This is a genomic window from Microvirga sp. 2TAF3 (assembly GCF_052114965.1).
Taxonomy (GTDB): domain Bacteria; phylum Pseudomonadota; class Alphaproteobacteria; order Rhizobiales; family Beijerinckiaceae; genus Microvirga.
The window spans coordinates 44735-69103 of sequence record NZ_JBFRFT010000012.1; the positions used below are offsets into that span (position 1 = coordinate 44735).

A 24369-nucleotide genomic window follows, 5' to 3' on the forward strand; every position below is an offset into this window, starting at 1 on the left:
CGGTGTTGCCGCCAGACGATTGCTCGCTCTCAAAAATTCCGAGCGACCATAATCATGCTCTAGATTCTTTTTATGGCGCATTGTGTGGTCGCAAAACCGGACCCACTTTTGCGCACGATGCTCTAATCGTCATTGGAGGAGTTGAGTTCGTCGGGCTTCATGCCTTCGTCGATCTCCGTATCGTGCATCCTGACGAGCCATTCGAGTTGCTCCTGCACGAAGTCTGGATCGCTGTGAAAGCGCATGGCACAGGCGACGAGAAAGATTGCGATTTCAGGAAGGTCCTCATCGCCGACATCGGGAAGAACCAGTTCCAGCTCAGTCATGTTGCTGGCTGTTACGATTGCGGCCTCTGTCGGAGGAATTGTCTGGGCGGCTTCAGTTTGCTTGCTCATTGACATAACATCTTTAGGCGACGGCGGGGAGCCGACAATCGGTGCGTCGCCGAGGGCGAGCGCCATCTCTCACTATCATAACGCCCAAGCTTCCATAGGGTTCTGAAAAACAGGAAGCGTGACTGCAGTCTGCGGAGAACCGCATTGGCGAATGGCTCCTTGCCAGCCATGTTCCAGGGCCCTTGATCGGCTCTCCCGCATAGAACCGGAGGAGGGAGGCGCCCCAGCCGGCGTGTCGGAAAATCCATCGGCCAGGGCGCTGCAGAGAGAGAACGACTCCGCAGGCCGAACTTAGCGCCTCCGCTTATGGTTCTGAAGTCGGCTGCCCGGCTTAGATCATTTGGCCTAGAGCGGAGGACGCTTTCACGGAATCGCCCTCCGCTCCAGATTCTTTTTATGGCGCATCGTGTGGCCGTAAAACCGGATCCACTTTTGCGCACGATGCTCTAAGGCAGTCGCGCCGGCGGATCGGGGAGGGCACAGTCGCATCCCCTTGTGATCGGCGATGCGGTCACCGAATGCCGACAGGACGCGTTGCCGATTCAGATTTTCGCCTTGCTCCCAAGCTTCTGAAGAATCTGACAGCGCAGCAATCTCGCAGAGGCAACTGTTCAGTGCGCCGTTTCGGCAGGTGGCGGAGTCGTGGCAAGGTGTTCACTCAGGAATTGGACCACGCCGGACAGTTGGTCCCTCGGCAGAACAAAGCCAACCGGGCCGAAGCTCGGATGATAGAAGGCGAAAAGAGCGCCGCCGTTCGGATAGGATTGAATATACCAGCTCGTGTTGGCGGCGGTGCTGATGGTTGCGCCCGTCAGGCTCGGGCTTGGCTGCCCTTGCACCATCTGGCGTCTTGCCTCGCCAAGATGGGTGATCAGGCTTGTGATTTGATCGAGGGTCAGATCGATCGGGTGGGATGTCTCGTCGACGGGCTGGATGGCCACCGTCTGTCCATCGTCGGCAATGCGGACCCCAATGTCTGCGTGAGGCATGGTTCCTGGCCTTTCAAGTTCATGGCTCGTTTCGATTATCACGCGAACGGCCGGACTTCGCATCACACCCAAGAGGATGAGTTGCTCTAATCCGGGGTCGTATATGCTCTACCAGCAAAGACGTTCGCGGTAGGGTCCCCGGGAGCTCGGCCGCCAGTGATATTCGCAATGCCGCCATCCGGGTGGACCGTAATAGAACTCCCGTCCCCGAGGACCGCGCCAGATGCATTGATGGTAGCGGTTGCATACCCATCTGGCCTGGGTCAGCATATTGTTTTCCGTCTGCGCGGGAGATGGGCTGAACGGGATGGCGGCGGCGGGAGCGAGCGCACTGCCGGCGCATGTCAAACCCGCTGCCATCGCGAATGCTGCAAATAAGGTCCTCATAATAGCCCTCCTTGCAGACAGGACAGGGCGTACGAACCGCGAAGTATAGCGTGTCGTTGGATTTCCGCCCCTGACGCGAAATGGCGCAGATGGCCGCACCCCGCAATCCGGTTGCCGCTATGGGGCACGGCCAACTCCAGGCGTTTTAAGGAAACACCCGTGGCTGCCTGATCACGACCGAGGTGCGCTCCTTAAGGGCGTGCTCATGAGGAATTTTCCTCGGGCGCTGAAATCAGACCCCGCTAAAAAGGCGATTATACCGCGACCTGTCTAGACGGAGTGCGTCAATCTCCGGCGAGAATGAAAAGAAGCTCGCCAGTATTCAGCTTCTCGCTCTTGGAGAGAGCGATCTCGCACAGCGCCTTCGCGTTCGGGTCGATTTGCCGGAATGTACAGTGGACGAAAGTGGCGCTCGCCTTGCACTGCTTCGGATCTCCCGACCAATAACTGCATTTGTTCAACGAGCAAAGGCTGTCGCTGCAATTGGCCCAGGTCTTGTAGTTCCAGCGCGCGAGCTGAAGCGCCTCCGGATCGTTGCGAAGGTTGTGGATTGACAACAGGGCCGCTGCCATTCCTGCCATGTGATCTTCCGTTCGGGTTTTCTCCCCCGGTTTTATGGCCCATTGCGGGTCCAGAGCGCCGAGATAGCCCTGATTGCCCATGCGCTGTTCGAATGATTCAGCAGCGACGCTTCGCTTCACAAGCGACCAGTCCTTATCGTTCTGGGCAACGGCGGCGGCGCCAAGGCTCAGATAGATGTTTGTGTTCCGAACGTAGCGGTTGCGGTCATCCGCGTTGCCGCTCGACCAGAAGTAAAGGCAATTTCCGCAAGCTGCGGGGCTCGACGCTCGTTTTGCCCAATAGGGCAGGCTTCCGTTGCCCAGCTTCTGAAGATCCTGCCGGCCGAGTACTTCGGCGGCCCGTCCGAGACAGGTGAGAGCGAGGCCGCTTTGAAACGCATACGGCGTGCCGGGGGGATCGCAGGTCCCATCGCCGAAGGCGTCGATGCCGCCTGCGGGGCAACGCTTCAGATCATTGTCTTCCTTGCGGCGGCTCCAGGTCGGACCGCCGCTCTCGGTTTGCGAGGCGAGCTTCAGAAGGGCATCGACGCGTGCCTGCAGATAGGGCGTGAAGCGCTTATCCCCCTGCCTCACCAATTCCGCGGCGAACATGCAATCTACCGCGAGGGAGTTTGCCGGACGGCCTTCAGCCTTGTCGGCGGCTCGAGTCTGCGCGTCTATAGCCTTGGAGACAAGCTGCTGCGCCGAGGGAGAGAGCCCTGAGCCGATGGTGGCGGATTTGCGGGCAACATAGGCGGAGACGTGGGATGTTGACAGCAATCCGAAGGTAAAGACGGCCATGCCCAGGACGGACCAGCGCTTGAGGCCTGAAGACCAGCAATTTTCTGTCATGCAATTCACCATTCAAACGATGTTGCCCATCTCGATCGAGGGCACTCGAAATACGGAATACACCGTATGCTACCTGGATAATGTTGCTTTGATAAAGGCACGCAAGAACTAACAAATCCTTATGGCGAGCATAGCCTGGACTGACGGCAGGTTCGGTTCTCGCCGCGCCGTGTCCGTCATTAATGCAAGCCCAAGAGGGTGGTTTATCGCATCACGTTACGACGTCCACGATGATGCGCTGGTCTAGCGGCGTGGCATCGGAGGGGGCGCGGACGATGAAGGTTCCACGGCAGGTTGTCGTCATCGCGTAGACGGGCGTGCGGTGCTTATCGACTCTGACCAAGTAGTTCGTGGTGTAATAGACGGCACCGCCGGATAGCGTCGTCGTCTTCGCCACAAAGGTGTACCCGACTCGAGTCGGGCTGAGCCGGACCACCGTTTGCGGTGGGCCGAAGGCCGCGATGCGATCGGAGATTGGCTTGCCGATGAAATCGGTGCATGTCATCGCGAGCTCTCCCTGCGGTGGAAGCACACATCCGGCGGTCTGCAGCGCCAGTCCGGCAACGGCAATCAACTTCTTCACGACAATCTCCCTAGCGATATCACTATCGCTCGTGTTGCGGGCGTGAGCAACGATCCGAACGCGACTGCTCGATATCAGCTCAGGCTGGGCGGCGCATCACGGTCGAGGGCGAAATCGTCGAACCAGGGTCGGGTTTCTCCGGCAATCATCGCAACCAGCATGCGCGATGCCATATCTCAGCTCCCGGTTGTCCTGCGTGAGCACATCGTTCAAGGCTCCATCCTGGGGTCAGCCGTCCGGGCCGCCGCCTTCGTTCGTTCGAAACTCCATATGGAGCCGTTCAACGCGAGCCGCGCGTGACCGCTCCCACGATGTCCTGCAGACCGGGCGATGATCGCGCCATGAACGAAAAGGCCCGGTGTTGCCACCGGGCCTTGCGTCGTCCGATCGAGGATGAGGGATCAGTTGAACTTGTAGTTCACGCCCGCGCGGATCACGCCGAACTCAGTGTCGCGGCGGATAGCCTGGTAGGAGCTGGTGGAGTAGTTGCTGCGCGTGTCGAGGTTCACGTACAGGCCTTCGACCTTGGCGGTGATGTTGTTCGTGACGCCATATTCGACGCCGCCACCCAGGGTCCAGCCGCCATTGGTGCTGTCGTTGCGGCGGGCGCCGAGCAGCGGATCGTAGGCGTTGTTGCCGCCGATATCGCCATAGGCGAAGCCGCCGGTAGCGTAGACGAGGGCGCGGTCGAAGGCGACGCCGGCGCGGGCGCGGATCGTGCCGAAGAAGCCATCCGAGTTGCCCGGATAGTAGACGGTGCCGTAGGACGAGCCCTTGTTGCCGACGGCGGCGTACTGGATATCGGTCTCGGCGCCGAGCACGAACATGCCGAACTGGTAGTTATAGCCGAGCTGGCCACCGCCGACGAAGCCGCCGCTTTTGCCGCTGCCGATATAGCCGAAGGCCGGGTCGTAATAGCGGCTGGTGCCGGTGCTCCAGCCATAGCCGGCATTCGCGCCGACATAGAAGCCGGTCCAGGTGAAGGCAGGCATCGCGTTATAGACCGGCGCGGGCGAATAGCGCGAAGGCAGGTCTGCGGCCTGGGCGGCCGAAGCGACGAGAGCCAGGGTGGCGGTTCCGGTGAGCAGTCCGAGGAGAGAGGTGCGCATAATTTTTTTCCGTGATTAAGGACTCAATAGCACGAGGCTTCAAGGCCTGTCGAAGTCATGATTAACGTAACTGCGAAGAATGTTGCAATAGTCGATGGCCTCGCTCTTGATCATATGCTTTCTCGTTTATGAACATTTACTTTTCATAAACCATGCGGTGACCGAAAAGCTTGACCTGGTTGTCGTCCACATGCGCAGATCGCGTGGCATTGGGGCCTCCAGCCCGCAGTAAGAGACAACGAGACCTTGGCCCTGCCTTCCCGGCAGGGCCCTTTCGTCTTGCGGGCGAGTTCATGGCTGTCACTGAGCGTGAAGGCGCTTTGTCGGTGTGCCGCATGAGTTCGTCGGTGTGCCGCATGAGTTCGGCGGCGACGGCTCTTGCCGATCCGCTTCAGGTCGGGCAAAGCAGGGCCCATTCCCCTGATGTCAGCAGGATGCTGGTGCGAACGATTTCGCCGAGGATATTGGTTTGGGTTTCTTCGCAATCGGCACATCCATATGCATCGCGCTTGCCGGCCTGATCTCGGCGGAGGTGCTGAAAGCAGTCGGCGGACCGATATCGCTCTCGCGCTGGCGCATGATCGTCGGTTTCGTCATGCTTTCGCTCGTAGCGACGGCGACCGGGGGCTGGAGCACCCTGCGTACCGGCCACCTTCCCTTCATTATCCTTTCCAGCCTTGCGGGGATTGCGATCGCCGATCCCGCTCTCAATGGAGGTATCGCCCGGATCGGCGCCCGCCGGGCGGCCCTGATCTTCTCCCTGAGCGCCCCATTCGCGGCGATCCTCGGCTTTCTTGTTTTGGGTGAGACCATCGGCTTTGCCCAGGTGATGGGCTGTGCCCTGGTCGCCTGCGGGATTGCCGTTGCCGTTGGATTCGGAAAGACGCTCACGGTTGCCCCGGCGGCGGATCCCGAACTCGTGCGGAACGAATCTGTCCATGCGGAGGACAAGGCGTCTCTTACGGGCCTCCTGCTCGTCGTGATCGCCGCGCTCGGTCAGGCGGTCGGCATTCTCGCCATGCGTCCGGTGATGCTGGATCACGTCGATCCGTTCGGCGTGATGGCCGTTCGCGTATTGGCGGCCGGAATCGTCATGTGGACCCTTTATCTGGCTTCTCCCCGAACGCTCAAACATGGTGTCGGCATCCCTGATCGACGGTCGCTGGCTCTCCTGTCGCTCGGCATGTTCGTCGGTTATGTCGTCGGGATGTCGATGCTGATGATCGCCCTTTCCGCGACCAGTGTCGCCATTACTTCGACGCTCGCCTCGATGGCGCCCGTTGCCATTCTTCCGATGCTCTGGTTTCGGACCGGGACCAGACCTGCCTGGCAGGCATGGTGCGGAGCATTCGTGGCGGTGACCGGCACCGCCATCATCTTCTGGCGTTAAGGCATCGAGCCGTCAGGAAGCGTGTGAGTCCGGGATCGGTCTTCGCCGAGCACCAGTTCCTGGGCACGCCGGGCGATCACATCCACGTCGGCGCTCAGGGCTATCCGCTCCGGGACAAGCTCCGCAAGCGGGACCCAGCGCGCCTCCATGGCGTCGTCGCCGGCCACGGGATCGCCCGACAGCCACAGGCACCGGACGGCAATTAGGATGAAGTGATATCTCAGGCAGCCGGCATCAGCGCGGTCGAGGATGTCAAGGCTGGTGATGATGTCTCGCGCCTCCGCCTCGACAGAGGTTTCTTCGCGCAGTTCGCGGATGGCGGCCGCCGCGACCGTCTCGCCGTAGTCGATCTTGCCGCCGGGAAAGCCCCACAACCCGGCATCGGGCGGGTTGGCGCGCCTCACGAGCAGAACCTGCTCGTCACGGATCACGACGGCGATCACGGCCGGAACAGGAGAGGGGGAGGCTTGGCCTTTCATGGCCAAGCCTTATCGCATCGAATGGCTTGTCGATAGGGCGGGCTCAGCGACTCCGGTCGCTCAACATCACATGCAGGGGTTGGAGGCTCCCGTTGAACCAGCGCGCCGTTGTCTCGGCGATGTCCTTCCATTGCGCGGATGCGGTTTCATAGGCGTGGCGGGTGCCCGTTGTCTGAAGGCGGAGCGCCTCCGACAGATGCGGCGCAGCGATCGTCGAGCGCCAGAGATCGATGGCGACGTCGCTCTGGGTCTGGAATGCCTCGATGATCTTTTCGTTGACCTCGAGAGCGCCGCGGGCCGTCGCCGACACGGCTTCGCGCATGGCCTGCCGCAGGGCGTCCTCTCGCTTCGGTGCGAGGCCGGAGAGTTGCATCGGTTCTGCCAGAGGGGCGTGGGTCTTGCGCACGCGGGGCTGGGGCTTCGTTTCAGCCCGCGGTGGGAGCGGCAGGGTTTCCTGGGCCGCCTCTACTTGCACTGCTTCCTGCGCTGCCGGAGTCTTCTTCGGCGCGGCTCGCTTCTTGGCACGCGTGGTGCCGACTTTCTTCGCTTCGGCCATAGTCACGTCCTTACGAAAACCTCAGGTCGGATCTTACTTCTTGGAAGTTGTCTGCTTCATGGCGGTCTGGGCCAGGGAGCCGAATTCCTTCATCTGCGCCTGCATGGCTTCCAGTTGCGAGCGCACGTATTCGGCCTGATATTGCATGGCTTCCTGCACGTTCTTGGCGCGCACCATCTTTTCTGCGAGGTCGAAAGCGGCTGCGATGTTCTGTTCCGCATAGGTGAACGTCTTGCGGGTGACATCCTTGGCACTGGTCTGAGCCGTATTCGCCGATCCCTCGAAGGTATCGACCGTCTTCTGCGCGGCACCCATGAAACCGTCGATGGCCTTACGGGCCTGCTCGACGCTCTTCTCCGCGAAATCACGCATTTCAGCCGGAATCTCGTAACCCGTCGTCTGGTTCGTCGCCATGGATCACTCCTGTTAGAGGCTCTTGTGCAGTGCAATATCATATTGTGCACCGCAAAATCAATTCAATGCCTACTCATTAAGGTTATCACGAAGTAAAAATATTTAGGAGTTCCACTATGCAGGCGCATTTGCCGATAATGCGCTAGAAATCGGGTCAGTAGGGCTATCAGGTGTTAAAGGGTCGAGACCGTTCATGACGGATGCTCCGAACCAGTTCGAAGCGATGATCGCGCGGCTTGCCGCCGATCCGGCTCTGGCGATGCTCGCCAAGCCGGAAACAGGCACGCTCGTCTGGGACCGGATGATCGAGCGACTGCTCTGGGTCTCCCCTGCTGCCGAGAGGCTCCGCCATGTCTTTGCCGATGAGTCCGGGCGCGTCGCTTCCGATTTGCGCGCGCGGGATCGGCTGAAGGCTTTGGCTGCCGGCATCGCGCCGCGTGAGGGCATGCGCCTGGAGCGCCTCTGGCTCGATCCCACCCGCCTGTCGCCGCCCGTCACCGTCGCCTGCCGCCTGGTCGAAGGGGAGAACGGCGAAACCGTTCTCGTTACGGGGATCGTCGGCGCCGTGCCGCGCCTGCCGGGGCGCCTGCGTCCCGTTCGGGTAGCCGATCCGGCAGGCGGGCAGAGCCCTCCGGTCGCGGTCTCCGCGGAGAGACCTTCCGCTTCCCGGGAGAAGCCGCGCAGCACCATCCGCTTCGTCTGGCAGACCGATCCGCAGACGCGTTTCCTGCATGTCTCTTCGGGCCTCGCCGAGGCGGTCGGCCCCGTGGCCTCGGATATCGTCGGGCAGAGTTGGGACGAGGTGTCCCGTTCCGTGGTCGAGGATCCGGGCGGTGAGATCGCTTCCCTGTTCGCGCGGCGCGAGACCTGGAGAGGCCGGACCATCGCCTGGAACATCGAAAACTCGTCTCTGCAAGTGCCGGTCGATTGGGCCGGCATGCCGGTTTTCGGCGCTGGCCGCAAGCTCCTGGGCTTCCGGGGCTTCGGGCTGCTGCGCATGGATGCCGTGCGCGAGCGGTCGGCTCCCGAAGGGATCCCGACCGGCGGGCATTCCCTCGAAGGGACATCTCAGGAACAGTCGTCACACGCTCTCGGGGACAAGGCACCTGAGAATAACCCGGCGGGCGCCGAAGACGCGCTGAGCCAGGAAGAGAGCCTGTTCGAGCGCCTTCGCGAAACCGTCGCGGCCACCCTTGCCGAGGCCGTTCCGCCCGAGCAGCAGGTCGAGGCCGCGTCCATTCCGTCCGCGCCGCCCGAAAGGCCACGTCCGGTCGACGCGGCCTTCGGTCTGTCCAGCACGGAGCGCAACGCCTTCCGTGAAATCGCTCGTGCCCTGGGCGCGCGTTTCGAGCCCGATATTTCTCCGGCCGAGACCGTGGCACCGGCCATCGAGGAGGAGACGCCTTCTTCACCGCCGAGTCCGCCCTTCGTCGCCAACGGCGACCGGGTGCTCGACCGCCTGCCCATCGGCGTCCTCGTCCATCGCGGCGAGGAAATCCTTTTCGCCAACCGCCTCCTGCTCGACCTCACGAGCTATGAAGATACCGGCCAGATGAATGCGGAGGGTGGCCTTGTCCACCTGTTCCGCGGCTCTCCCGTTCTGCAGGGAACTGAGGAGGGCGGGCCGCCGCTGGCGCTCACGACCCGCGCGGACGAGAGCATCGCCGTCGATGTCCGTCTCTCGAATGCCGAATGGGACGGCGCGCCGGCGAGCCTCATGACGATCCGTAAGATTCCCGATACGGATGCGGGACAGCGCCTGCGTATCGTCGAGATGGATCTGCGCCAGCGCGAAAGCCGCGTGCATGAGCTGGAATCGATCCTCGATACCGCCACCGACGGGGTCATCGTGCTCGACGAGACCGGGCGCATCCTGTCCCTCAACCGCTCGGCGGAAGCCCTCTTCGGCTACGATCAGCGCGAGGTGGTGGGGGATGCGATCACCGTGCTTCTCTCTCCCGAGAGCCATATCGTTGCGCTCGATTATCTCGAAGGCCTGCGCTCCCCCGGCGTTAAAAGCCTGCTCAATGACGGCCGCGAGGTTCAGGGCCGGGTGCGCCAGGGCGGCACGATCCCGCTCTTCATGACCATGGGCCATGTGAATGACGGCCCGGACCGGAAGTTCTGCGCGGTCCTGCGCGACATCACCGCCTTCAAGAAGGCGGAGGGCGAACTCATCGGCGCCAAGCGTGCGGCGGAGGAGGCGAGCGCCCAGAAATCCGATCTGCTCGCCAAGATCAGCCACGAGATCCGCACACCGCTCAACGCCATCCTGGGCTTTGCCGAGGTCATGCTGGAGGAGCGTTTCGGTCCCATCGGCAACGAACGCTACAAGGAATACCTGAAGGACGTTCACGCCTCCGGCGCGCATGTCATCAGCCTCGTGAACGACCTGCTCGATCTCGCCAAGGTCGAGGCTGGGCGGATGGAATTGTCCTTCACGAGCGTCAACCTGAACGATCTGGTTTCCGCCTGCTTCACCCTGTTGCAGCCGCAGGCGGCGCGGGACCGCATCGTCATGCGCACCAGCTTCCCCGCGAAACTGCCGCCGGTCGTAGCCGACGAGCGCTCCGTGCGCCAGATAGTGCTCAACCTCGTCTCGAATGCCATCAAGTTCACCGATGCGGGCGGGCAGGTCATCGTCTCGACGGCCCTGACCGACCGGGGCGAAGTCGCCTTCCGCGTGCGCGATACGGGCATCGGCATGACGGAGAAGGAGGTCGAGGCCGCCCTCGAACCCTTCCGCCAGCTCGCCACGGCGCGCAAACGCGGCGGCACGGGCCTGGGCCTTCCCCTGACCAAGGCGCTGGTCGAGGCGAACCGCGGCGCCTTGCAGATCACCAGCCATCCCAACGAGGGCACGCTCGTCGAGGTGATCTTCCCGCCGACGCGGGTTCTGGCCGAGTGACGGCAGGCCTCGTACTGCGCCGTGCCGAACTCTCCGACATGGAGGCCGTGGCGCGGCTGCATCGCCGCGTTCGTGCGGAATGCCTGCCCTATCTGCCCGATCTTCATACGCCGCAGGAGGATCTGACCTTCTTCCAGGAGCAGGTCTTCCCCAAGGGCATCGTCTGGCTGGCGGGGGAGAAAGGACTTCTGATCGGCTATGCCGCCACAAGCGAAGGCTGGCTCGATCATCTTTATGTAGAGCCGTCCCGGCATGGTCGGGACATCGGCTCCGCCCTGCTGGCGAAGGCGAAGGAGAGAGTCGCGAGCCTCGAGCTTTGGACCTTCCAGAAAAACGATCGCGCGCGCCGTTTCTACGAGCGACACGGTTTCGAATGCATCGAACTCACCGACGGCGCGGGCAACGAGGAGAAGGAGCCCGATGCGCGCTATCGCTGGCGGGCATGATCCGGACCGGCCGTGACCGTAGGCTTGCGGTCCGTGTGAATGTGCTAGATTGCGCGCGATTGTAGATAAGGGACAACATCTTGACCGGATCGCACATGGTTTCCGACATCAGCCTCAGCACTCTGGTGCGTCCTCTCGAACCGCCGGATGTGCAGGCCTATCGGGATCTGCGGCTCGAAGCGCTCGCCGGTTCTCCCGCAGCTTTCGGGTCGAGCTATGAGGAAGAAGCCCCGCGCTCCCTCGAGGATTTCAGCGCCCACATTTCGCTCTCCGGCCCCGATGCGATCTTCGGAAGCTTCTCGGGTAATCGGCTGACGGGCATGGCAGGCTTCGCGGTTTATGGGAAGATGAAAGCCCGCCACAAAGGGGTGATGTGGGGCGTGTATGTGCAGCCGGAATGGCGTGGGCGCGGGCTCGGCAAGGTGCTGGTCCAGCGCGTGATCGATCACGCGTCGAGGCATGTGATCATGCTCGAGGCGGCGGTGGGCCTCACCAATGACAGCGCCCGGCGCACCTACCACAAGCTCGGCTTCAAACCCTATGGGATCGAGAGAAAGGCGATCCGCATCGGCGATGTGTTCTACGACGAAGAGCTTCTCTGCATCGACTTCGAGAAGACCGATCCGTGACTCCCATCGCTCATGCGCGCCCCGTCATGACAACGATCGCCCGGAGCACTTTCGGACTCGGAGAAGTCTGAAAGTGCTCTAGGTTCGTATTCTTGGTTCGCACTCCACGAGACGAAGGATCGCCATGTCCACCTATCGCCTCGACAAGCTGTTCTCGCCCCGCTCCGTCGCCGTGATCGGGGCAAGCCCGCGTCCCGGTTCGCTCGGCCTGACCTTTCTGCGCAACCTGATCGAGGGCGGATTCGATGGGAAAATCTACCCCGTCAACCCGCATCACCGGGAAGTAGAGGGCAAGCGCTGCTTCTCCTCCATCGCCAAGCTGCCAGAGGTGCCTGAACTCATCATAATTGCCGTGCCCCCTCGAAGTGTCCTTGGCGTGATCGAGGAAGCGGGGCAGTGCGGCGTGGCGGCTGCCATCATTGCAACGTCGGGGCTCGGATACGGACCGGGTTCTCTCTCCGACCGGACCCGATCGGCCGCCCGCCGGCACGGCCTGCGGATTGTCGGCCCCAATTGCATCGGCGTGATCGCACCGCGGGCGCGGCTCAATGCCAGCTTCGCGGCGCGCAACGCCTTGCCTGGGGACTTGGCGCTGATCTCCCAATCGGGTGCGGTCGCCGCTGGCCTTGTGGAATGGGCGGCGCAAAGACAGGTGGGCTTTTCGGCCATCGTGTCTCTCGGCGACAAGATCGATGTGGATTTCAGCGACTGCCTTGACTTCTTCTCCGGCGATACCGGCACCCGCGCGATCCTGCTCTACATCGAATCCATCGACAACGCGCAGAAATTCATGTCGGCGGCCCGTGCCGCCGCGCGCACCAAACCGGTGGTCGTCATCAAGGCGGGCCGGCATGCACAGGGCGCGCAGGCGGCCGCGACCCATACGGGAGCGATGGCCGGGTCCGATGCGGTCTACGAGGCCGTCTTCCGCCGCGCAGGTTTGCTGCGCGTGCTCGATCTCGACCAGCTCTTTGCGGCGGCGGAAACGCTCGGCCGGCAGAAGCCGTTTCCCGGAAACCGTCTCGCCATCCTTACCAATGGCGGCGGCGTCGGTGTTCTCGCGGTGGACAGGCTCATCGATCTTGGCGGCAAGCTCTCCGGGATATCGGACGAGACGCGAAAGCAGCTCGACGCCATCCTGCCGCCGACATGGTCCCACGGGAATCCCATAGACATCATCGGCGATGCGGATCCCGCCCGCTATAAGGGTGCGCTCGAGGCGCTGCTTGCGGATCCGGAGAACGACGCGATCCTCATCCTCAACGTTCCCACGGCCGTTGCAGGCGCGCCGGAAGCGGCCGCCGCCGTAGCGGACGTGATCAAGCGCGACCGTGCAGAGGGAATGCGCAAGAAACCCGTCTTCGCAGCCTGGATCGGCGAGGATGCGGATTCGGCAAGAGTCTTCGAGGATGTTCACATTCCGCATTTCGCCACCGAGGCGGATGCGGTGCGCGGCTTCCTGCAACTCGTGCGCTACCGTGAGGCGCAGAGCGAACTCATGGAAACGCCGGACAGCCTGCCCCACGATTTCGTGCCGGACACGGCAGCCGCGCAGGAGATCGTCGCGACGGTGCTGGCCGAGGGCCGTCACTGGCTCGATCCGCTCGAGGTCAATGCGTTGCTGCGAGCCTACGATATTCCCGTCGCTCCCGTGACCCTGGCCAGGACGCCCGACGAGGCGGCCGAGGCCGCCCGGCCCATCCTTGCCGAAGGCGGTACGGTGGCGGTGAAGATCCTCTCGCCCGACATCGTGCACAAATCCGATATCGGCGGCGTGAAGCTCGATCTGCCGACGGAAGAGGGGGTGAGGAAGGCGACCGCCGACATCTTCGAACGCGCCGCCCGCCTGCGCCCCGACGCCGCGATCAAGGGCGTCACCATCCAGCCGATGATCCGGCGCGCCAAGGCGCGGGAATTGATCGTGGGCCTTGCCGACGATCCGTCCTTCGGGCCTATCGTGCTGTTCGGGCGCGGTGGAACGGCGGTGGAGGTCATCAACGACAAGGCACTTGCCCTGCCTCCGCTCGATCTCAAGCTCGCCGACGACCTGATCTCGCGCACCCGCGTGTCGCGCATCCTGAAAGCCTATCGCGATGTTCCTGCTGCGGATGAGCGGGCGATCGCGCTCGTCCTGGTGAAGCTCGCGCAGCTCGCCGCCGACCTGCCGGATGTCCGCGAGGTCGATATCAATCCGCTCCTCGCCGATCAGGACGGGGTGATCGCCGTAGATGCCCGCGTGGCTGTCGCGCTCGAGACGCGAAAGGGCATGGGGCATCCCCGGTTCGCCGTGCGGCCGTATCCGAAGGAATGGGAGCGCACGATCACGCTGCGTAGCGGGCGCAAAGCCTTCGTGCGTCCGGTCCGGCCCGAGGACGAGGAAGAGTTCCGGCGTTTCTTCCAGCACGTGACGCCCGAGGATCTGCGCCTGCGCTTCTTCGCGCCGGTGCGGGACTTCAGCCACACCTTCCTCGCGCGCCTCACGCAGCTCGACTATGCCCGCGCCATCGCCTTTGTCGCCTTCGATGCTCAGACCGGAGACATGATGGGCGCCGTGCGCCTCCATGCGGACGCCAACCATGAGACCGGGGAATATGCCATTCTGTTGCGCTCGGACCTCAAGGGCCTCGGCCTCGGCTGGGCTCTGATGCGCCTGATGATCGAGTGGGCCAAGGTCGAAGGCTTGCGCGTGGTCGAGGGGCAGGTGCTGCGCGAGAACGTCACCATGCTCGACATGTGCCGCCAGCTCGGTTTCTCCATACGCAACGATCCGGACGACCCGGAGCTGCGGGTCGTGACGTTGCCGATCGCGGCGATCGATCAGCCGGAGCATCTTTTCGAGGAAGCGTGAGCCTCAGACATGATGGAGGCGGCATCCCGCATGAAGCAGGGGAGTGCCGCCTTGAAGAGACAGATGCGTTAGAGCATCGTGCGCAAAAGTGGCCCCGGTTTTGCGGCCGCACGATGCTCTCATCAGAGGAGAAAGCATCGGATGATCCTAAAAGTGGAAGCCACTTTTAGGTCCGAGGCTTTAGTGATCGTCGCTCTTCACATCGCCCACATGCTTCTGGGCGTAGAGCTGGTGGCCGAGCTGCTCGATGAGGGAAATCTGGGTTTCGAGGAAGTCGATATGGCTTTCCTCGTCCTTCATCAGCTCTTCGAACAGGTTCTTCGACACCCGGTCGCCGACGCTTTCGCAATAGGTAGCGGCTTCCCCGTAGAGTTCGCGGGCGTCGTATTCCGCCGCGAGGTCGCAATCGAGAATTTCGCGGACATTCTGGCCGATCCGCAGCGGGTCGAGCACTTGGAGGTTGGCGAAGCCGTCAAGGAAGATGATGCGCTCGACGAAACGGTCGGCGTGGTGCATCTCCTCGATGGATTCCTTGCGCCAGGCCTTGGCGAGTTCCTTGTAGCCCCAATTGTCGAGAAGCCGGTAATGCAGCCAGTATTGGTTGACGGCCGTCAGCTCGCTGCGCAGGCCGCGATTGAGATATTCGATAACTCTTTGATCGCCCTTCATCCTGACCCTCGTCTCGAGCCGGCATCCTTCAGCCCCGCGCCACCTTATCTAGAGGAATTACAAACGAGGAAAAGATGTTTGTGATTCAAAGGGTGGGTTCGGCGGCGGCCTGCTCGGGCAATCCAGGGCAGCAACCGCGCCGACAGGCGGAAACCGGCTCGACGCCCGCATCGGCCAGCGCCTTGTCCATGATGGCGCGGATCGTCCGGACGCAGCGCCCACAATTCGGGCTGCACCCCAGGCAGCGATAGACCTGTGCCGGCGTGCGCGGGCAATCCGGGCCCGGCGTGAGACAGGCCTTCACGTCGCCGTCGGAGAGGATGTTGCAGGAGCAGACGATCATGACAATCAGTTTAGAATCGTTAAAAACTATAGATCTATCAATTAGTTAATCTGATGCGGCCTGCTTTGCAAAGGCTTCAGGCTGCGCCCGGTTGTCACGGCGCTCTGCATTCAGGCGAGGCGTTTGAAGAGACCCGGATAATCGAGAACGAAGCCGTCCTCATCGACGGGGAGATCCGCCGTGAAGGCACTCTCAAGACTTTCGAAGCGATAGAGCTTTCGCGGTTCGACCGCCGTGTAGCGTTGCTCCCGCGGCGATACCTTCAGGCTCGGGACCTCGATGTAGCACAGGCGGATTTCCGCCGACTCATCCTGTTTCGGATCGAGCCGTCGGATGGGTAACGTATTGGTGATGGGAGAGGCCTGAATGTCGATGTCGATGCAGCCCTGGAGCGCAGGCTGCTCCACACCGTTCTCCCGCCAGGTACCTTGACCGTTGGTTTCCAGATGCAGCGCCCGCCCCGAAACGCTCCGGAGGCGGGCCTCCCGCATGCGCCACGCGGAATCGACCTTAAGCCGATAGGTCAGGCCGAAGCGCGATCGGTCATCGTTGCCGATCATGACGCCGGAAAGTTCGATGCCGCCATCCGAGGGGCTGATTTCCACGTGCTCCATTCCCGCCTCGCAACCTTCCCAGGCTGACCAGCGGATTGTGCGGGCGATGAAGTTGGATGGCATGCAGGGCTCCCCGTCCGGTCGTTCAGGCTCCCAGGAGAGGAGCTGGGCTCATTCCTTCACCACCACCACATGCAGCCGTCTCGGCCCATGCGCGCCGAGCAGCATGGTCTGCTCGATATCGCCGGAGCGGGAGGGACCGGTGATCCAGTTGACCGTGCGTGGCATGCCGCCCTTGCCGAAGGCGAAGCGGACCTTGTTCCACACGGTCTCGTAATCGCCCGCGATGTCCTTGGCCGACACGACGACGATGTGGTTGTCGGGCAGGAAATTGAGGGTCGAGGGATTCTCGGATCCTGAGACCAACACAAGGGTTCCGGTTTCGGCCACGCCGCCGAAGGCATGGCTGACGGCGTTGAGATCGCCGCCCTCGCTCGGCCCGTGCGAGATGTCCAGGGACGTCTCGCCCCAGGGCATGGCGGTCAGGCGCAAATCGCGTCCCATGCGCAGGGTGGCGGGCAGGTTGTGGTCGCGCAGGAAGGCGGCGACGGATTGCGGCACGTCGGCAGATGTCTCGACCTCCGTCACCGTGGCGAGCGCGGCTTCCGCCTGCAGCTTGAACAAGGCCAAACGCTGTTCGCCCGAGACCTGTCCGCGCGCCGGGACCAGCCCCCTCGGCGCACGCTCCAACCGCTCTGTCGCGATCTGCCGCCGGATCGTCTCCTTGCCCGATACGCCGAGGGAGCGGCGGATATTGGCGAGAATCTCGTCACGCGCGCTCATGCGGCTCTTCCTTTGCGTTCCCTTTTCCAACGGTCCTGGAAGGTTTCTCCCTGTGGCGTCGGGAAGTCGCGATATTTCGTCCAGCCCCGGGCGAAGGGCAGCCATTTGAACCGACCGCGATTGCGGCCTGCAAAACCCAATGCGCCCATGGCGGCACGGGTTGCGAGCCGATAGAGGGCGGGGCGCTTGGCGAAGAAGCCCCAGAAGGCGAGCCCGGAGCGGAAGGTGGCGGGCGTCAGGTGATGCTCGAATTCCCGCTCGCGCCAGTGGCGCATGAGTTTGGGAAGGGGAATACGTACCGGGCAAACGCTTTCGCAACGCCCGCAGAAGGTGGTGGCATTGGGCAGATGGCCCGCCTTGTCGACGCCGATCAGGGCCGGAGTGAGCACAGCGCCCATCGGGCCGGGATAGACCCAGCCGTAAGCATGCCCGCCGACGGCGTGATAGACCGGGCAATGGTTCATGCAGGCGCCGCAGCGGATGCAGCGCAGCATCTCCTCGAAGCTCGTGCCGAGCATGGAGGAGCGCCCGTTATCGAGAAGGACCACGTGGTAGTTCTGTGGACCGTCCGCATCGCCGAGATGGCGCGGGCCGGTGGAGAAGGTGGTGTAGACCGACATCTCCTGGCCCGTGGCCGAGCGGGCGAGAACGCGCAGGATCTGGCTCACGTCTTCGAGCGTCGGCACCAGCTTCTCGATGGAGGCCAGCACGATATGCGTCTTCGGCAGGATCTGCGTGAGATCTCCGTTGCCCTCGTTGGTGACGATGACCGACGTGCCGGTCTCCGCCACGAGGAAATTCGCGCCCGTGATGCCGACATCGGCAGTAAGAAAGCGCTCGCGCAGGACGGCACGCGCTTCGGTGAGCAGCTTCACCGGTTCCGAGAGATCGCGCTTGGGATCGAGGTTCTTGTGAACGCGGCGAAAGTCCTGCTCGACCTGCGTCGCGTTGAGATGCACGGCGGGCGCGATAATGTGGCTCGGCAGCTCGTTGCGGAGCTGGATGATGTATTCGCCGAGATCGGTTTCGACCGGCGTGATGCCATGTGCTTCAAGATGGCCGTTGATCTCGATTTCCTCGGCGATCATCGACTTGCCCTTGGTCACCGTCTTCGCGCCGGCCTCGCGGCAGATAGAGAGAATGACGTTGCGGGCTTCCTCGGCATTGCGGGCGAAATGCACATGACCGCCCGAGGCTTTGACCTTCCCCTCATAGGCTTCGAGATAGAGATCGAGATGTTCGAGCGTGTGGTTCTTGATGTCCCGCGCGGAATCCCGCAGGGCCTCGAATTCCGGCAGCTTGTCGGCAGCCTTCTGGCGCTTGTCGATGAAGCCCTGCTTCACATTGCCCAACGCCTTCTGCAACTGCGTATCGGCCAGAGCCCGGGCGGCATTCTGCTTGAACTGGGGAGAGGTGGTGTGAACGGTCATGGCCTTGCCCTATCGTCCGGCTTCATTTTTCGCCATGCCGATGGGCGGCTCGTCCGTCATGCCGGCGAGAATCTCCGCCACGTGGCGCACTGCGATCGGCTTGCCGTCGCGGCTGAGCTTGCCGGCCATGTTCATCAGGCAACCGAGATCGCCGGCGAGCAGGGTCGGCGCATGGGTCGCCTCGATGTTCTTCGCCTTGGCGTCGACGATGGCTCCGGAAATATCGCTGTACTTCACCGCGAAGGTGCCGCCGAAGCCGCAGCAGACGTCGCTCTCGTCCATCTCCACGAGGGTGACTCCCTCCATGCTGGCGAGCAGCTTGCGCGGCTGGGTCTTCACCCGCAATTCCCGCAGGCCCGAGCAGGAATCGTGGTAGGTCACGGCGCCGTTGAAGGCGGCGTCGACCTTGGTGACGCCGAGAACATCCACCAGGAAACTCGTCAGCTCATAGGTCCTGGCGGCAAGCTCGTTGGCCTTGGGCAGCCAGTTCGGATCATCGTCGAAGAGTTCCGGATAATGGGCCTTGATCATTCCGGCGCAGGAACCTGAGGGGGCGACCACGTAATCGTAACCGCGAAACGCTTCGATGACCTGCTCCGCCAGATCCCGCGTGGTGCCGCGGTCGCCGGAATTATAGGCCGGCTGGCCGCAGCAGGTCTGGACCGGCACCTCCACGGTGCAGCCCGCATCCTCCAGAAGCTTCACCGAGGCGAAGCCTATGGAGGGGCGCATGAGGTCGACGAGGCAGGTGACGAAAAGGCCGACGCGGGGCTTTTTGCGGCCGGTCGCAGCCGGGGACGCCGTGCCGCTCATTGGCTGACCTTTTTCCCAGTGGCGTCGAATTGTTTCAGATAGGCGAGAAGGTCGTCGATCTTCTTATCGTCCTTGATCCCCGCAAAGATCATCTTGGTGCCCGGGATCTTGGCCCGCGGATCCTTGATGTATTCCCGGAAGGTCGCATCGTCCCAGGTGATGCCGGAATTCTTGTTGGCGGGGGAGTAGGTATAACCTTCATAGGTGCCGGCCTTGCGGCCGATGACTCCGTTGAGCACCGGGCCGACGGCGTTCTTCGCGCTTTCGCCGATCTGGTGGCAGGCCTTGCATTGGGTGAACAACTTCTCTCCGGCGGCGGGGTCTCCGACCTTCGCCGGGGCCTCCTGGGCGCTCGCCATGTCGAGGCCGGTCAATGGCCAGGAAAGGAGAACGGCGGTTGAGAGAACGAGCAAGCGCATTAGAATCTCCTTTGCATGCATGGCTCGGCCATTTTAGAGACATTCCACATTATTGGAAAAAGTCTCGGAGGGCAGCTACCATTCTCAGGTAGGCGGTCATGCGCCCAACGCCACCCCACGAGCCGCCAGGGAGAGACGTCATGTCGATCGCATTCCCCAAGCCGGACGGGGCTATCCTGTCGCGCCGGAGCGAGATCGTCGCGGGCCTTCGCCGCCTTGTCGCGCCTGAAGCCCTGATCATCTCCGAGGACGAGCGCCGGGCGTTCGAGACGGATGGCCTGACCGCCTATCGCCAGATCCCCCTGGCGGTGGTACTCCCTTCCTCGACTGAGGAGGTCGCGGCCGTTCTGCGCTTCTGCAACGAGCATGGGGTGAAGGTCGTGCCGCGCGGGGCTGGCACGTCCCTGTCGGGCGGGGCGATTCCGCAAGAGGATGCCATCGTGCTCGGCGTCGCCAAGATGAACCGGGTGCTCGAGGTCGATTTTTCAAACCGCATCGCCCGTGTGGAATCCGGCATCACCAATCTCGGCATCAGCCAGGCGGTGGCCCATGAGGGATTCTTCTATGCCCCCGACCCTTCGAGCCAGCTCGCCTGCACAATTGCGGGCAACATCGCCATGAATTCCGGTGGTGCGCATTGCCTGAAATACGGGGTTACCACCAACAATCTGCTCGGCGTTACCCTGGTGCTTCTTGACGGCACGATCGTGCGGCTCGGCGGTGAGCATCTGGACAGCGGTGGCTACGATCTTCTCGGCCTCATCTGCGGCTCGGAAGGGCAGCTCGGGGTCGTCACCGAAGCGACGGTGCGGATCCTGCGGGCCGCGGAAGGGGCGCGCCCCGCGCTCTTCGGTTTCGAGCATGTGAACGATGCGGGCGCCTGCGTCGCCGCCATCATCGCTGCGGGCATCATCCCCGTCGCCCTCGAATACATGGACCGCCCCGCGATCCAGATCTGCGAGGCCTTCGCCCATGCGGGCTATCCGCTCGACGTGGAGGCGATGCTGATCGTCGAGGTCGAGGGATCGGACGCGGAAATCGACGATATGCTCCGGCGCATCGTGGCGATCGCCGAACCTTTCAATCCGAAGACCATCAAGGTCTCGCAATCGGAGGCCGAGAGCGCGGCGATCTGGAAGGGGCGCAAATCCGCCTTCGGCGCTACGGGCCGTGTGGCCGATTACATCTGCATGGACGGCACCATTCCGACCGGACAATTACCTTACGTTCTCAAGCGCATCGACGAGATCGCGAAATCCTACGGACTCGGCGTCGCCAATGTCTTCCATGCGGGTGATGGCAACCTGCATCCCCTCGTAATGTTCAACACCAACAAGCCGGGCGAGATGGAGAAGGCGGAGGCCGCGGGCGAGGACATCCTCAAGCTCTGTGTCGAGGTCGGCGGCTGTCTCACGGGCGAGCACGGGGTCGGAATCGAGAAACGGGATCTGATGACTTATCAGTTCAATGCTGTCGATCTGGCGCAGCAGATGCGTGTGCATGGCGTGTTCGATCCGCTCTGGCTGCTCAATCCCGCCAAGGTCTTTCCTCTCGAAGGAAGGCTTGTGGAAGGGAGGCTTGCCGCGTGAGCGCCTATATACCCCGCGACGAGCAGGAAGCAGCCGCCGTCGTCACAGAAGCTGTGGCCAAGAGGACAAAGCTTACCATCGCAGGCAGCAATACCAAGGCAGCTGTCGGCAGGCCTGTTCAGGCCGATGCAAGCCTGTCCTCGACCGCATTGAAAGGCATCACCCTCTACGAGCCGGCTGAACTCGTCATTTCCGCGCGCAGCGGCACGCCGCTGTCCGAAGTGGTGCGGACATTGGCCGGAAAGGGACAGGAACTGCCCTTCGAGCCGATGGATTACCGCCCGCTTCTCGGGTCGAAAGGCGAGCCGACGATCGGCGCCGTCGCGGCGATGAACATCTCCGGCCCACGCCGGATCATGGCGGGCGCCGCCCGGGACAGCCTGATCGGCGTGCGCTTCGTCAATGGGCGCGGCGAGATCGTGAAGTCCGGCGGGCGTGTGATGAAGAACGTCACCGGCCTCGATCTGGTGAAGCTCATGGCCGGATCCTGGGGTACCCTCGGTTTGCTCACCGAGGTCACTTTCAAGGTTCTGCCGAAGCATGAGCGCATGTCGACCCTCCTGATGCGCGGCCTCGACGATAAAAGCGCCATCGAGGCCCTGTCGCAGGCTCTCGGCTCTCCCTTCGATGTCACCGGCGCGGCGCATCTGCCGGCGCCGGACCGGCAGGGTGCGCGCACGCTGATCCGGCTCGAAGGTTTCTCGGTATCGGTGGATTACCGTCTCAACGAGCTGCGCCGTCTCCTCAAGCGCTTCGAATCCGCCGACATCCTTGAAGGCCGGGGAGCTGAAGCTCTCTGGCAATCGGTGCGCGATGCGACCGTTCTCCACAATCGCGGCGACCAGGCCATCTGGCGCGTCTCGACGGCGCCCATGAAAGGGCCCGATTTTACGGCTCGTGTGGCCGCTGCCGTCGATGCCCGGTGGTTCTACGATTGGGGCGGCGGCCTCATCTGGATCGCGACGCCTTTGGACGGCGATCTGGGCGCGGCGGCCATCCGTGAAGCCACCAAGGCTTTCGGCGGTCATGCGACCCTGGTGGGCGCTCCGGAGGAGCAGCGCTCGACGCTCGACGTGTTCGAGCCGCAGGATGAGGCCGTGATGACATTGACGCGCAGTATCAAGGCGTCGTTCGATCCGTCCGGCATTCTCAATCCGGGCCGGATGTATGCGGGAGTTTAGAGTGACAGGAAGCGTAGCCGTTGCGTTGCAGGACCCGAAACCCGGCCGGTCGGGGCTCTATGCGGGACTTGCAGTCGCGCTCGTCATTCTCACCGCGATCATTCTGTTGAGCATGGGGCGTCTGCCGATCTGCAAATGCGGGACGGTGGAATTCTGGCATGGAACAGTGAAGGATTCCGGCAATTCCCAGCACCTGACCGACTGGTATTCGTTCTCCCACATCATCCACGGCTTCCTGTTCTATCTGGGCGCGTGGCTCATCGGCCTCGTCCGTGGCAGGCCGCTGCCGCTCGGCATCGCGTTTCTGCTGGCGCTCGGGGCCGAATGCGCGTGGGAGATCGTCGAGAACACCAACATGATCATCGACCGTTACCGCGCGACGAACATCGCGCTGGACTATTACGGCGACAGCGTCATCAACTCCCTGTCCGACATCCTGATGATGAGCGCCGGCTTCTTCCTGGCGCGGGTCTGGCCGGTCTGGCTGACGGTTCTTGCGGCCATTCTCATGGAAGTGATCGTCGGCTACTGGATTCGGGACAATCTTGCTCTCAATATCATCATGCTGATCCATCCCTTCGAGGCCATCAACCAATGGCAGGCAGGGAGCTGAGTCGAACCCATGCAGACCAATTTCACTCCCGATCAGCTGAAAGACCCGGCCATGGCGAGTTCGGAGAAGATTCTCCGGACCTGCGTCCATTGCGGCTTCTGCACGGCGACCTGCCCGACCTATCTGCTGCTCGGCGACGAGCTCGATTCGCCGCGTGGCCGCATCTACCTCATCAAGGACATGCTGGAAGGCGGAAAGCCTGCCACGCCCGAGGTGGTCAAGCATATCGACCGCTGTCTCTCCTGCCTTTCCTGCATGACCACATGCCCCTCGGGCGTGCATTACATGCATCTCGTGGACCATGCCCGCGCCTATATCGAGGCCACCTATACGCGGCCTTGGCACGACAGACTCATGCGGTCGATCCTGGCTGCGATCCTGCCCTATCCGAATCGCTTCCGCTTCGCCATCGGAGCGGCTTTGCTGGCCAAGCCTTTCCAGGGAGCAATCGGTGCGTTGCCGCTGTTCGGCAAGCGGCTGCAGGCCATGATCGAGCTGGCCCCGGATCAGGTGCCCGCCCGCTCGCCCTTCGATGCGCCGGGCGTGTTCAAGGCCGAAGGACAGCGCCGGGGACGGGTGGCGATCCTGTCCGGCTGCGCCCAGCCCGTGCTGAAGCCCGGCTTCAACGAGGCGGCTTTGCGTCTGCTCAACCGCCATGGGGTCGATGTGGTCCAGCCCAAGGGCGAGGGCTGCTGCGGCGCGCTCGTCCACCATATGGGCCGCGAGGAGGAGGGGCACGCCTTCGCCAGGCGCAATATCGATGCCTGGATCGCCGAGATGGACGGGGAGGGGCTGGATGCCATCATCGTCACCGCTTCCGGCTGCGGTACCACCATCAAGGATTACGGCTTCATGTTCCGGGAAGACCCGGCCTATGCCGAAAAGGCGGCCCGGGTTTCGGCTATCGCCAAGGATATCACGGAATATGTCACCACCTTGAAGCTCACGGAGCCGGTGCGCGAGACCGACCTCGTCGTCGCCTATCACTCGGCCTGCTCCATGCAGCATGGCCAGCAGATCCGCACCGAGCCCAAGACCCTCCTGAAGCAGGCCGGCTTTACCGTTAAGGATGTGCCGGAAGGACATATCTGCTGCGGCTCGGCGGGCACCTACAATTTGCTTCAACCCGAAATCGCGGCCCAGCTCAGAGCGCGCAAGGTGGCCAATATCGAGCGCACCAGGCCCGACCTTATCGCCACCGGCAATATCGGCTGCATGACCCAGATCGGGAAGGGCACCGGAATCCCCATCGTCCATACGGTCGAGCTTCTCGACTGGGCGACGGGCGGCCCGATGCCCGAGGCCCTGGAGGCGGCAGGTTTCGAGAAACGCCTCTCACGGCCGTTAACCATCGCGGCTGAGTAACTCTG

At 62.8% G+C, this 24369-nt stretch carries 23 protein-coding genes and 1 pseudogene; 9 read left to right on the forward strand and 15 right to left on the reverse strand.

Going from position 1 to position 24369, the window contains the following annotated elements; genetic code table 11:
* Positions 1-122: 122 nt before the first annotated feature.
* The 5 genes from AB4Y97_RS13275 to AB4Y97_RS13295 form a co-directional block, all read right to left on the reverse strand.
* Positions 123-461, reverse strand: coding sequence for a hypothetical protein (locus AB4Y97_RS13275; RefSeq protein WP_441999517.1), 339 nt, complete (start codon positions 459-461; stop codon positions 123-125).
* Positions 462-1006: 545 nt separating this feature from the next.
* Complete coding sequence (locus tag AB4Y97_RS13280; RefSeq protein WP_441999518.1) at positions 1007-1384, reverse strand: hypothetical protein; 378 nt, start codon at positions 1382-1384, stop codon at positions 1007-1009.
* A 671-nt stretch (positions 1385-2055) separates the two neighbouring features.
* Complete coding sequence (locus AB4Y97_RS13285; RefSeq protein WP_441999519.1) at positions 2056-3183, reverse strand: hypothetical protein; 1128 nt, start codon at positions 3181-3183, stop codon at positions 2056-2058.
* A 211-nt stretch (positions 3184-3394) separates the two neighbouring features.
* Positions 3395-3766: a hypothetical protein gene (locus AB4Y97_RS13290; protein WP_441999520.1), complete on the reverse strand. Its 372-nt coding sequence runs from the start codon at positions 3764-3766 to the stop codon at positions 3395-3397.
* A 401-nt stretch (positions 3767-4167) separates the two neighbouring features.
* Positions 4168-4875, reverse strand: coding sequence for an outer membrane protein (locus AB4Y97_RS13295; RefSeq protein ID WP_441999521.1), 708 nt, complete (start codon positions 4873-4875; stop codon positions 4168-4170).
* 469 nt (positions 4876-5344) lie between these two features.
* Between AB4Y97_RS13295 and AB4Y97_RS13300 the strand changes: the two genes are divergently transcribed.
* Positions 5345-6265 (forward strand): DMT family transporter, encoded by a 921-nt coding sequence (locus AB4Y97_RS13300; RefSeq protein ID WP_441999522.1) that lies wholly within the window; start codon positions 5345-5347, stop codon positions 6263-6265.
* Here AB4Y97_RS13300 and AB4Y97_RS13305 read toward each other — a convergent pair.
* The 3 genes and pseudogenes from AB4Y97_RS13305 to AB4Y97_RS13315 form a co-directional block, all read right to left on the reverse strand.
* The gene (locus AB4Y97_RS13305; RefSeq protein ID WP_441999523.1) at positions 6262-6744 is read right to left on the reverse strand and encodes an NUDIX hydrolase; all 483 of its coding nucleotides are present in this window, start codon (positions 6742-6744) and stop codon (positions 6262-6264) included. The genes AB4Y97_RS13300 and AB4Y97_RS13305 overlap by 4 nt on opposite strands.
* Positions 6745-6787: 43 nt before the next feature.
* Positions 6788-7300, reverse strand: a complete 513-nt coding sequence (locus AB4Y97_RS13310) for a phasin family protein (protein WP_441999524.1) — start codon at positions 7298-7300, stop codon at positions 6788-6790.
* Between the two features lie 48 nt (positions 7301-7348).
* Positions 7349-7714 (reverse strand): annotated as a pseudogene (locus AB4Y97_RS13315) (phasin); the annotation flags it as partial.
* 193 nt (positions 7715-7907) lie between these two features.
* On the opposite strand from AB4Y97_RS13315, the gene AB4Y97_RS13320 reads away from it, so the two are divergent.
* The 4 genes from AB4Y97_RS13320 to AB4Y97_RS13335 all read left to right on the forward strand — a co-directional run bounded on the left by AB4Y97_RS13320 (position 7908) and on the right by AB4Y97_RS13335 (position 14545).
* Complete coding sequence (locus AB4Y97_RS13320; protein ID WP_441999525.1) at positions 7908-10622, forward strand: PAS domain-containing sensor histidine kinase; 2715 nt, start codon at positions 7908-7910, stop codon at positions 10620-10622.
* Positions 10619-11068, forward strand: coding sequence for a GNAT family N-acetyltransferase (locus tag AB4Y97_RS13325; RefSeq protein WP_441999526.1), 450 nt, complete (start codon positions 10619-10621; stop codon positions 11066-11068). The genes AB4Y97_RS13320 and AB4Y97_RS13325 overlap by 4 nt, the downstream gene beginning before the upstream one ends.
* An 80-nt stretch (positions 11069-11148) precedes the next feature.
* The gene (locus AB4Y97_RS13330; protein ID WP_441999527.1) at positions 11149-11697 is read left to right on the forward strand and encodes a GNAT family N-acetyltransferase; all 549 of its coding nucleotides are present in this window, start codon (positions 11149-11151) and stop codon (positions 11695-11697) included.
* A gap of 124 nt (positions 11698-11821) precedes the next feature.
* Positions 11822-14545, forward strand: a complete 2724-nt coding sequence (locus AB4Y97_RS13335) for a bifunctional acetate--CoA ligase family protein/GNAT family N-acetyltransferase (RefSeq protein WP_441999528.1) — start codon at positions 11822-11824, stop codon at positions 14543-14545.
* A gap of 180 nt (positions 14546-14725) precedes the next feature.
* Here AB4Y97_RS13335 and bfr read toward each other — a convergent pair whose 3' ends face one another.
* The 7 genes from bfr to AB4Y97_RS13370 all read right to left on the reverse strand — a co-directional run bounded on the left by bfr (position 14726) and on the right by AB4Y97_RS13370 (position 19616).
* Positions 14726-15214 (reverse strand): bacterioferritin, encoded by a 489-nt coding sequence (gene bfr / locus AB4Y97_RS13340; protein WP_441999529.1) that lies wholly within the window; start codon positions 15212-15214, stop codon positions 14726-14728.
* Positions 15215-15299: 85 nt separating this feature from the next.
* The gene (locus AB4Y97_RS13345; RefSeq protein WP_441999530.1) at positions 15300-15557 is read right to left on the reverse strand and encodes a (2Fe-2S)-binding protein; all 258 of its coding nucleotides are present in this window, start codon (positions 15555-15557) and stop codon (positions 15300-15302) included.
* 110 nt (positions 15558-15667) lie between these two features.
* Entirely contained in the window at positions 15668-16234 is a 567-nt protein-coding gene (locus AB4Y97_RS13350) for a putative glycolipid-binding domain-containing protein (protein ID WP_441999531.1), read from the reverse strand.
* 48 nt (positions 16235-16282) lie between these two features.
* On the reverse strand, positions 16283-16954 hold the full coding sequence (locus AB4Y97_RS13355) for a LutC/YkgG family protein (protein WP_441999532.1): 672 nt from the start codon (positions 16952-16954) through the stop codon (positions 16283-16285).
* The gene (locus AB4Y97_RS13360; RefSeq protein ID WP_441999533.1) at positions 16951-18384 is read right to left on the reverse strand and encodes a LutB/LldF family L-lactate oxidation iron-sulfur protein; all 1434 of its coding nucleotides are present in this window, start codon (positions 18382-18384) and stop codon (positions 16951-16953) included. The genes AB4Y97_RS13355 and AB4Y97_RS13360 overlap by 4 nt, the downstream gene beginning before the upstream one ends.
* 9 nt (positions 18385-18393) lie before the next feature.
* Positions 18394-19197, reverse strand: a complete 804-nt coding sequence (locus AB4Y97_RS13365) for a (Fe-S)-binding protein (RefSeq protein ID WP_441999534.1) — start codon at positions 19195-19197, stop codon at positions 18394-18396.
* A complete protein-coding gene (locus tag AB4Y97_RS13370) occupies positions 19194-19616 on the reverse strand; it encodes a c-type cytochrome (protein ID WP_441999535.1) in 423 nt (140 codons plus the stop codon). Before AB4Y97_RS13370 ends, AB4Y97_RS13365 begins: the two co-directional genes overlap by 4 nt.
* A 140-nt stretch (positions 19617-19756) precedes the next feature.
* On the opposite strand from AB4Y97_RS13370, the gene AB4Y97_RS13375 reads away from it, so the two are divergent.
* The 4 genes from AB4Y97_RS13375 to glcF are packed head-to-tail and all read left to right on the forward strand — an operon-like array spanning position 19757 to position 24364.
* Positions 19757-21205 (forward strand): FAD-linked oxidase C-terminal domain-containing protein, encoded by a 1449-nt coding sequence (locus AB4Y97_RS13375; protein ID WP_441999536.1) that lies wholly within the window; start codon positions 19757-19759, stop codon positions 21203-21205.
* Complete coding sequence (glcE, locus tag AB4Y97_RS13380) at positions 21202-22386, forward strand: glycolate oxidase subunit GlcE (RefSeq protein ID WP_441999537.1); 1185 nt, start codon at positions 21202-21204, stop codon at positions 22384-22386. Before AB4Y97_RS13375 ends, glcE begins: the two co-directional genes overlap by 4 nt.
* A 1-nt stretch (position 22387) precedes the next feature.
* Positions 22388-22999 (forward strand): DUF2585 domain-containing protein, encoded by a 612-nt coding sequence (locus AB4Y97_RS13385; RefSeq protein ID WP_441999538.1) that lies wholly within the window; start codon positions 22388-22390, stop codon positions 22997-22999.
* A gap of 9 nt (positions 23000-23008) precedes the next feature.
* The gene (gene glcF / locus AB4Y97_RS13390) at positions 23009-24364 is read left to right on the forward strand and encodes a glycolate oxidase subunit GlcF (RefSeq protein WP_441999539.1); all 1356 of its coding nucleotides are present in this window, start codon (positions 23009-23011) and stop codon (positions 24362-24364) included.
* Positions 24365-24369 lie beyond the last annotated feature (5 nt).

What these genes read in the sequence shown, in the direction of transcription:
- AB4Y97_RS13295 (WP_441999521.1), bottom strand. Translation starts at nt 4,875, where the DNA reads ATGCGCACCTCTCTCCTCGGACTGCTCACCGGAACCGCCACCCTGGCT.
- glcF (WP_441999539.1), top strand. Translation starts at nt 23,009, where the DNA reads ATGCAGACCAATTTCACTCCCGATCAGCTGAAAGACCCGGCCATGGCG.
- AB4Y97_RS13370 (WP_441999535.1), bottom strand. Translation starts at nt 19,616, where the DNA reads ATGCGCTTGCTCGTTCTCTCAACCGCCGTTCTCCTTTCCTGGCCATTG.
- AB4Y97_RS13280 (WP_441999518.1), bottom strand. Translation starts at nt 1,384, where the DNA reads ATGCCTCACGCAGACATTGGGGTCCGCATTGCCGACGATGGACAGACG.
- AB4Y97_RS13345 (WP_441999530.1), bottom strand. Translation starts at nt 15,557, where the DNA reads ATGATCGTCTGCTCCTGCAACATCCTCTCCGACGGCGACGTGAAGGCC.
- AB4Y97_RS13360 (WP_441999533.1), bottom strand. Translation starts at nt 18,384, where the DNA reads ATGACCGTTCACACCACCTCTCCCCAGTTCAAGCAGAATGCCGCCCGG.
- AB4Y97_RS13375 (WP_441999536.1), top strand. Translation starts at nt 19,757, where the DNA reads ATGTCGATCGCATTCCCCAAGCCGGACGGGGCTATCCTGTCGCGCCGG.
- AB4Y97_RS13285 (WP_441999519.1), bottom strand. Translation starts at nt 3,183, where the DNA reads ATGACAGAAAATTGCTGGTCTTCAGGCCTCAAGCGCTGGTCCGTCCTG.
- AB4Y97_RS13365 (WP_441999534.1), bottom strand. Translation starts at nt 19,197, where the DNA reads ATGAGCGGCACGGCGTCCCCGGCTGCGACCGGCCGCAAAAAGCCCCGC.
- AB4Y97_RS13320 (WP_441999525.1), top strand. Translation starts at nt 7,908, where the DNA reads ATGACGGATGCTCCGAACCAGTTCGAAGCGATGATCGCGCGGCTTGCC.
- bfr (WP_441999529.1), bottom strand. Translation starts at nt 15,214, where the DNA reads ATGAAGGGCGATCAAAGAGTTATCGAATATCTCAATCGCGGCCTGCGC.
- AB4Y97_RS13355 (WP_441999532.1), bottom strand. Translation starts at nt 16,954, where the DNA reads ATGAGCGCGCGTGACGAGATTCTCGCCAATATCCGCCGCTCCCTCGGC.
- AB4Y97_RS13310 (WP_441999524.1), bottom strand. Translation starts at nt 7,300, where the DNA reads ATGGCCGAAGCGAAGAAAGTCGGCACCACGCGTGCCAAGAAGCGAGCC.
- AB4Y97_RS13335 (WP_441999528.1), top strand. Translation starts at nt 11,822, where the DNA reads ATGTCCACCTATCGCCTCGACAAGCTGTTCTCGCCCCGCTCCGTCGCC.
- AB4Y97_RS13275 (WP_441999517.1), bottom strand. Translation starts at nt 461, where the DNA reads ATGGCGCTCGCCCTCGGCGACGCACCGATTGTCGGCTCCCCGCCGTCG.
- AB4Y97_RS13350 (WP_441999531.1), bottom strand. Translation starts at nt 16,234, where the DNA reads ATGCCATCCAACTTCATCGCCCGCACAATCCGCTGGTCAGCCTGGGAA.
- AB4Y97_RS13305 (WP_441999523.1), bottom strand. Translation starts at nt 6,744, where the DNA reads ATGAAAGGCCAAGCCTCCCCCTCTCCTGTTCCGGCCGTGATCGCCGTC.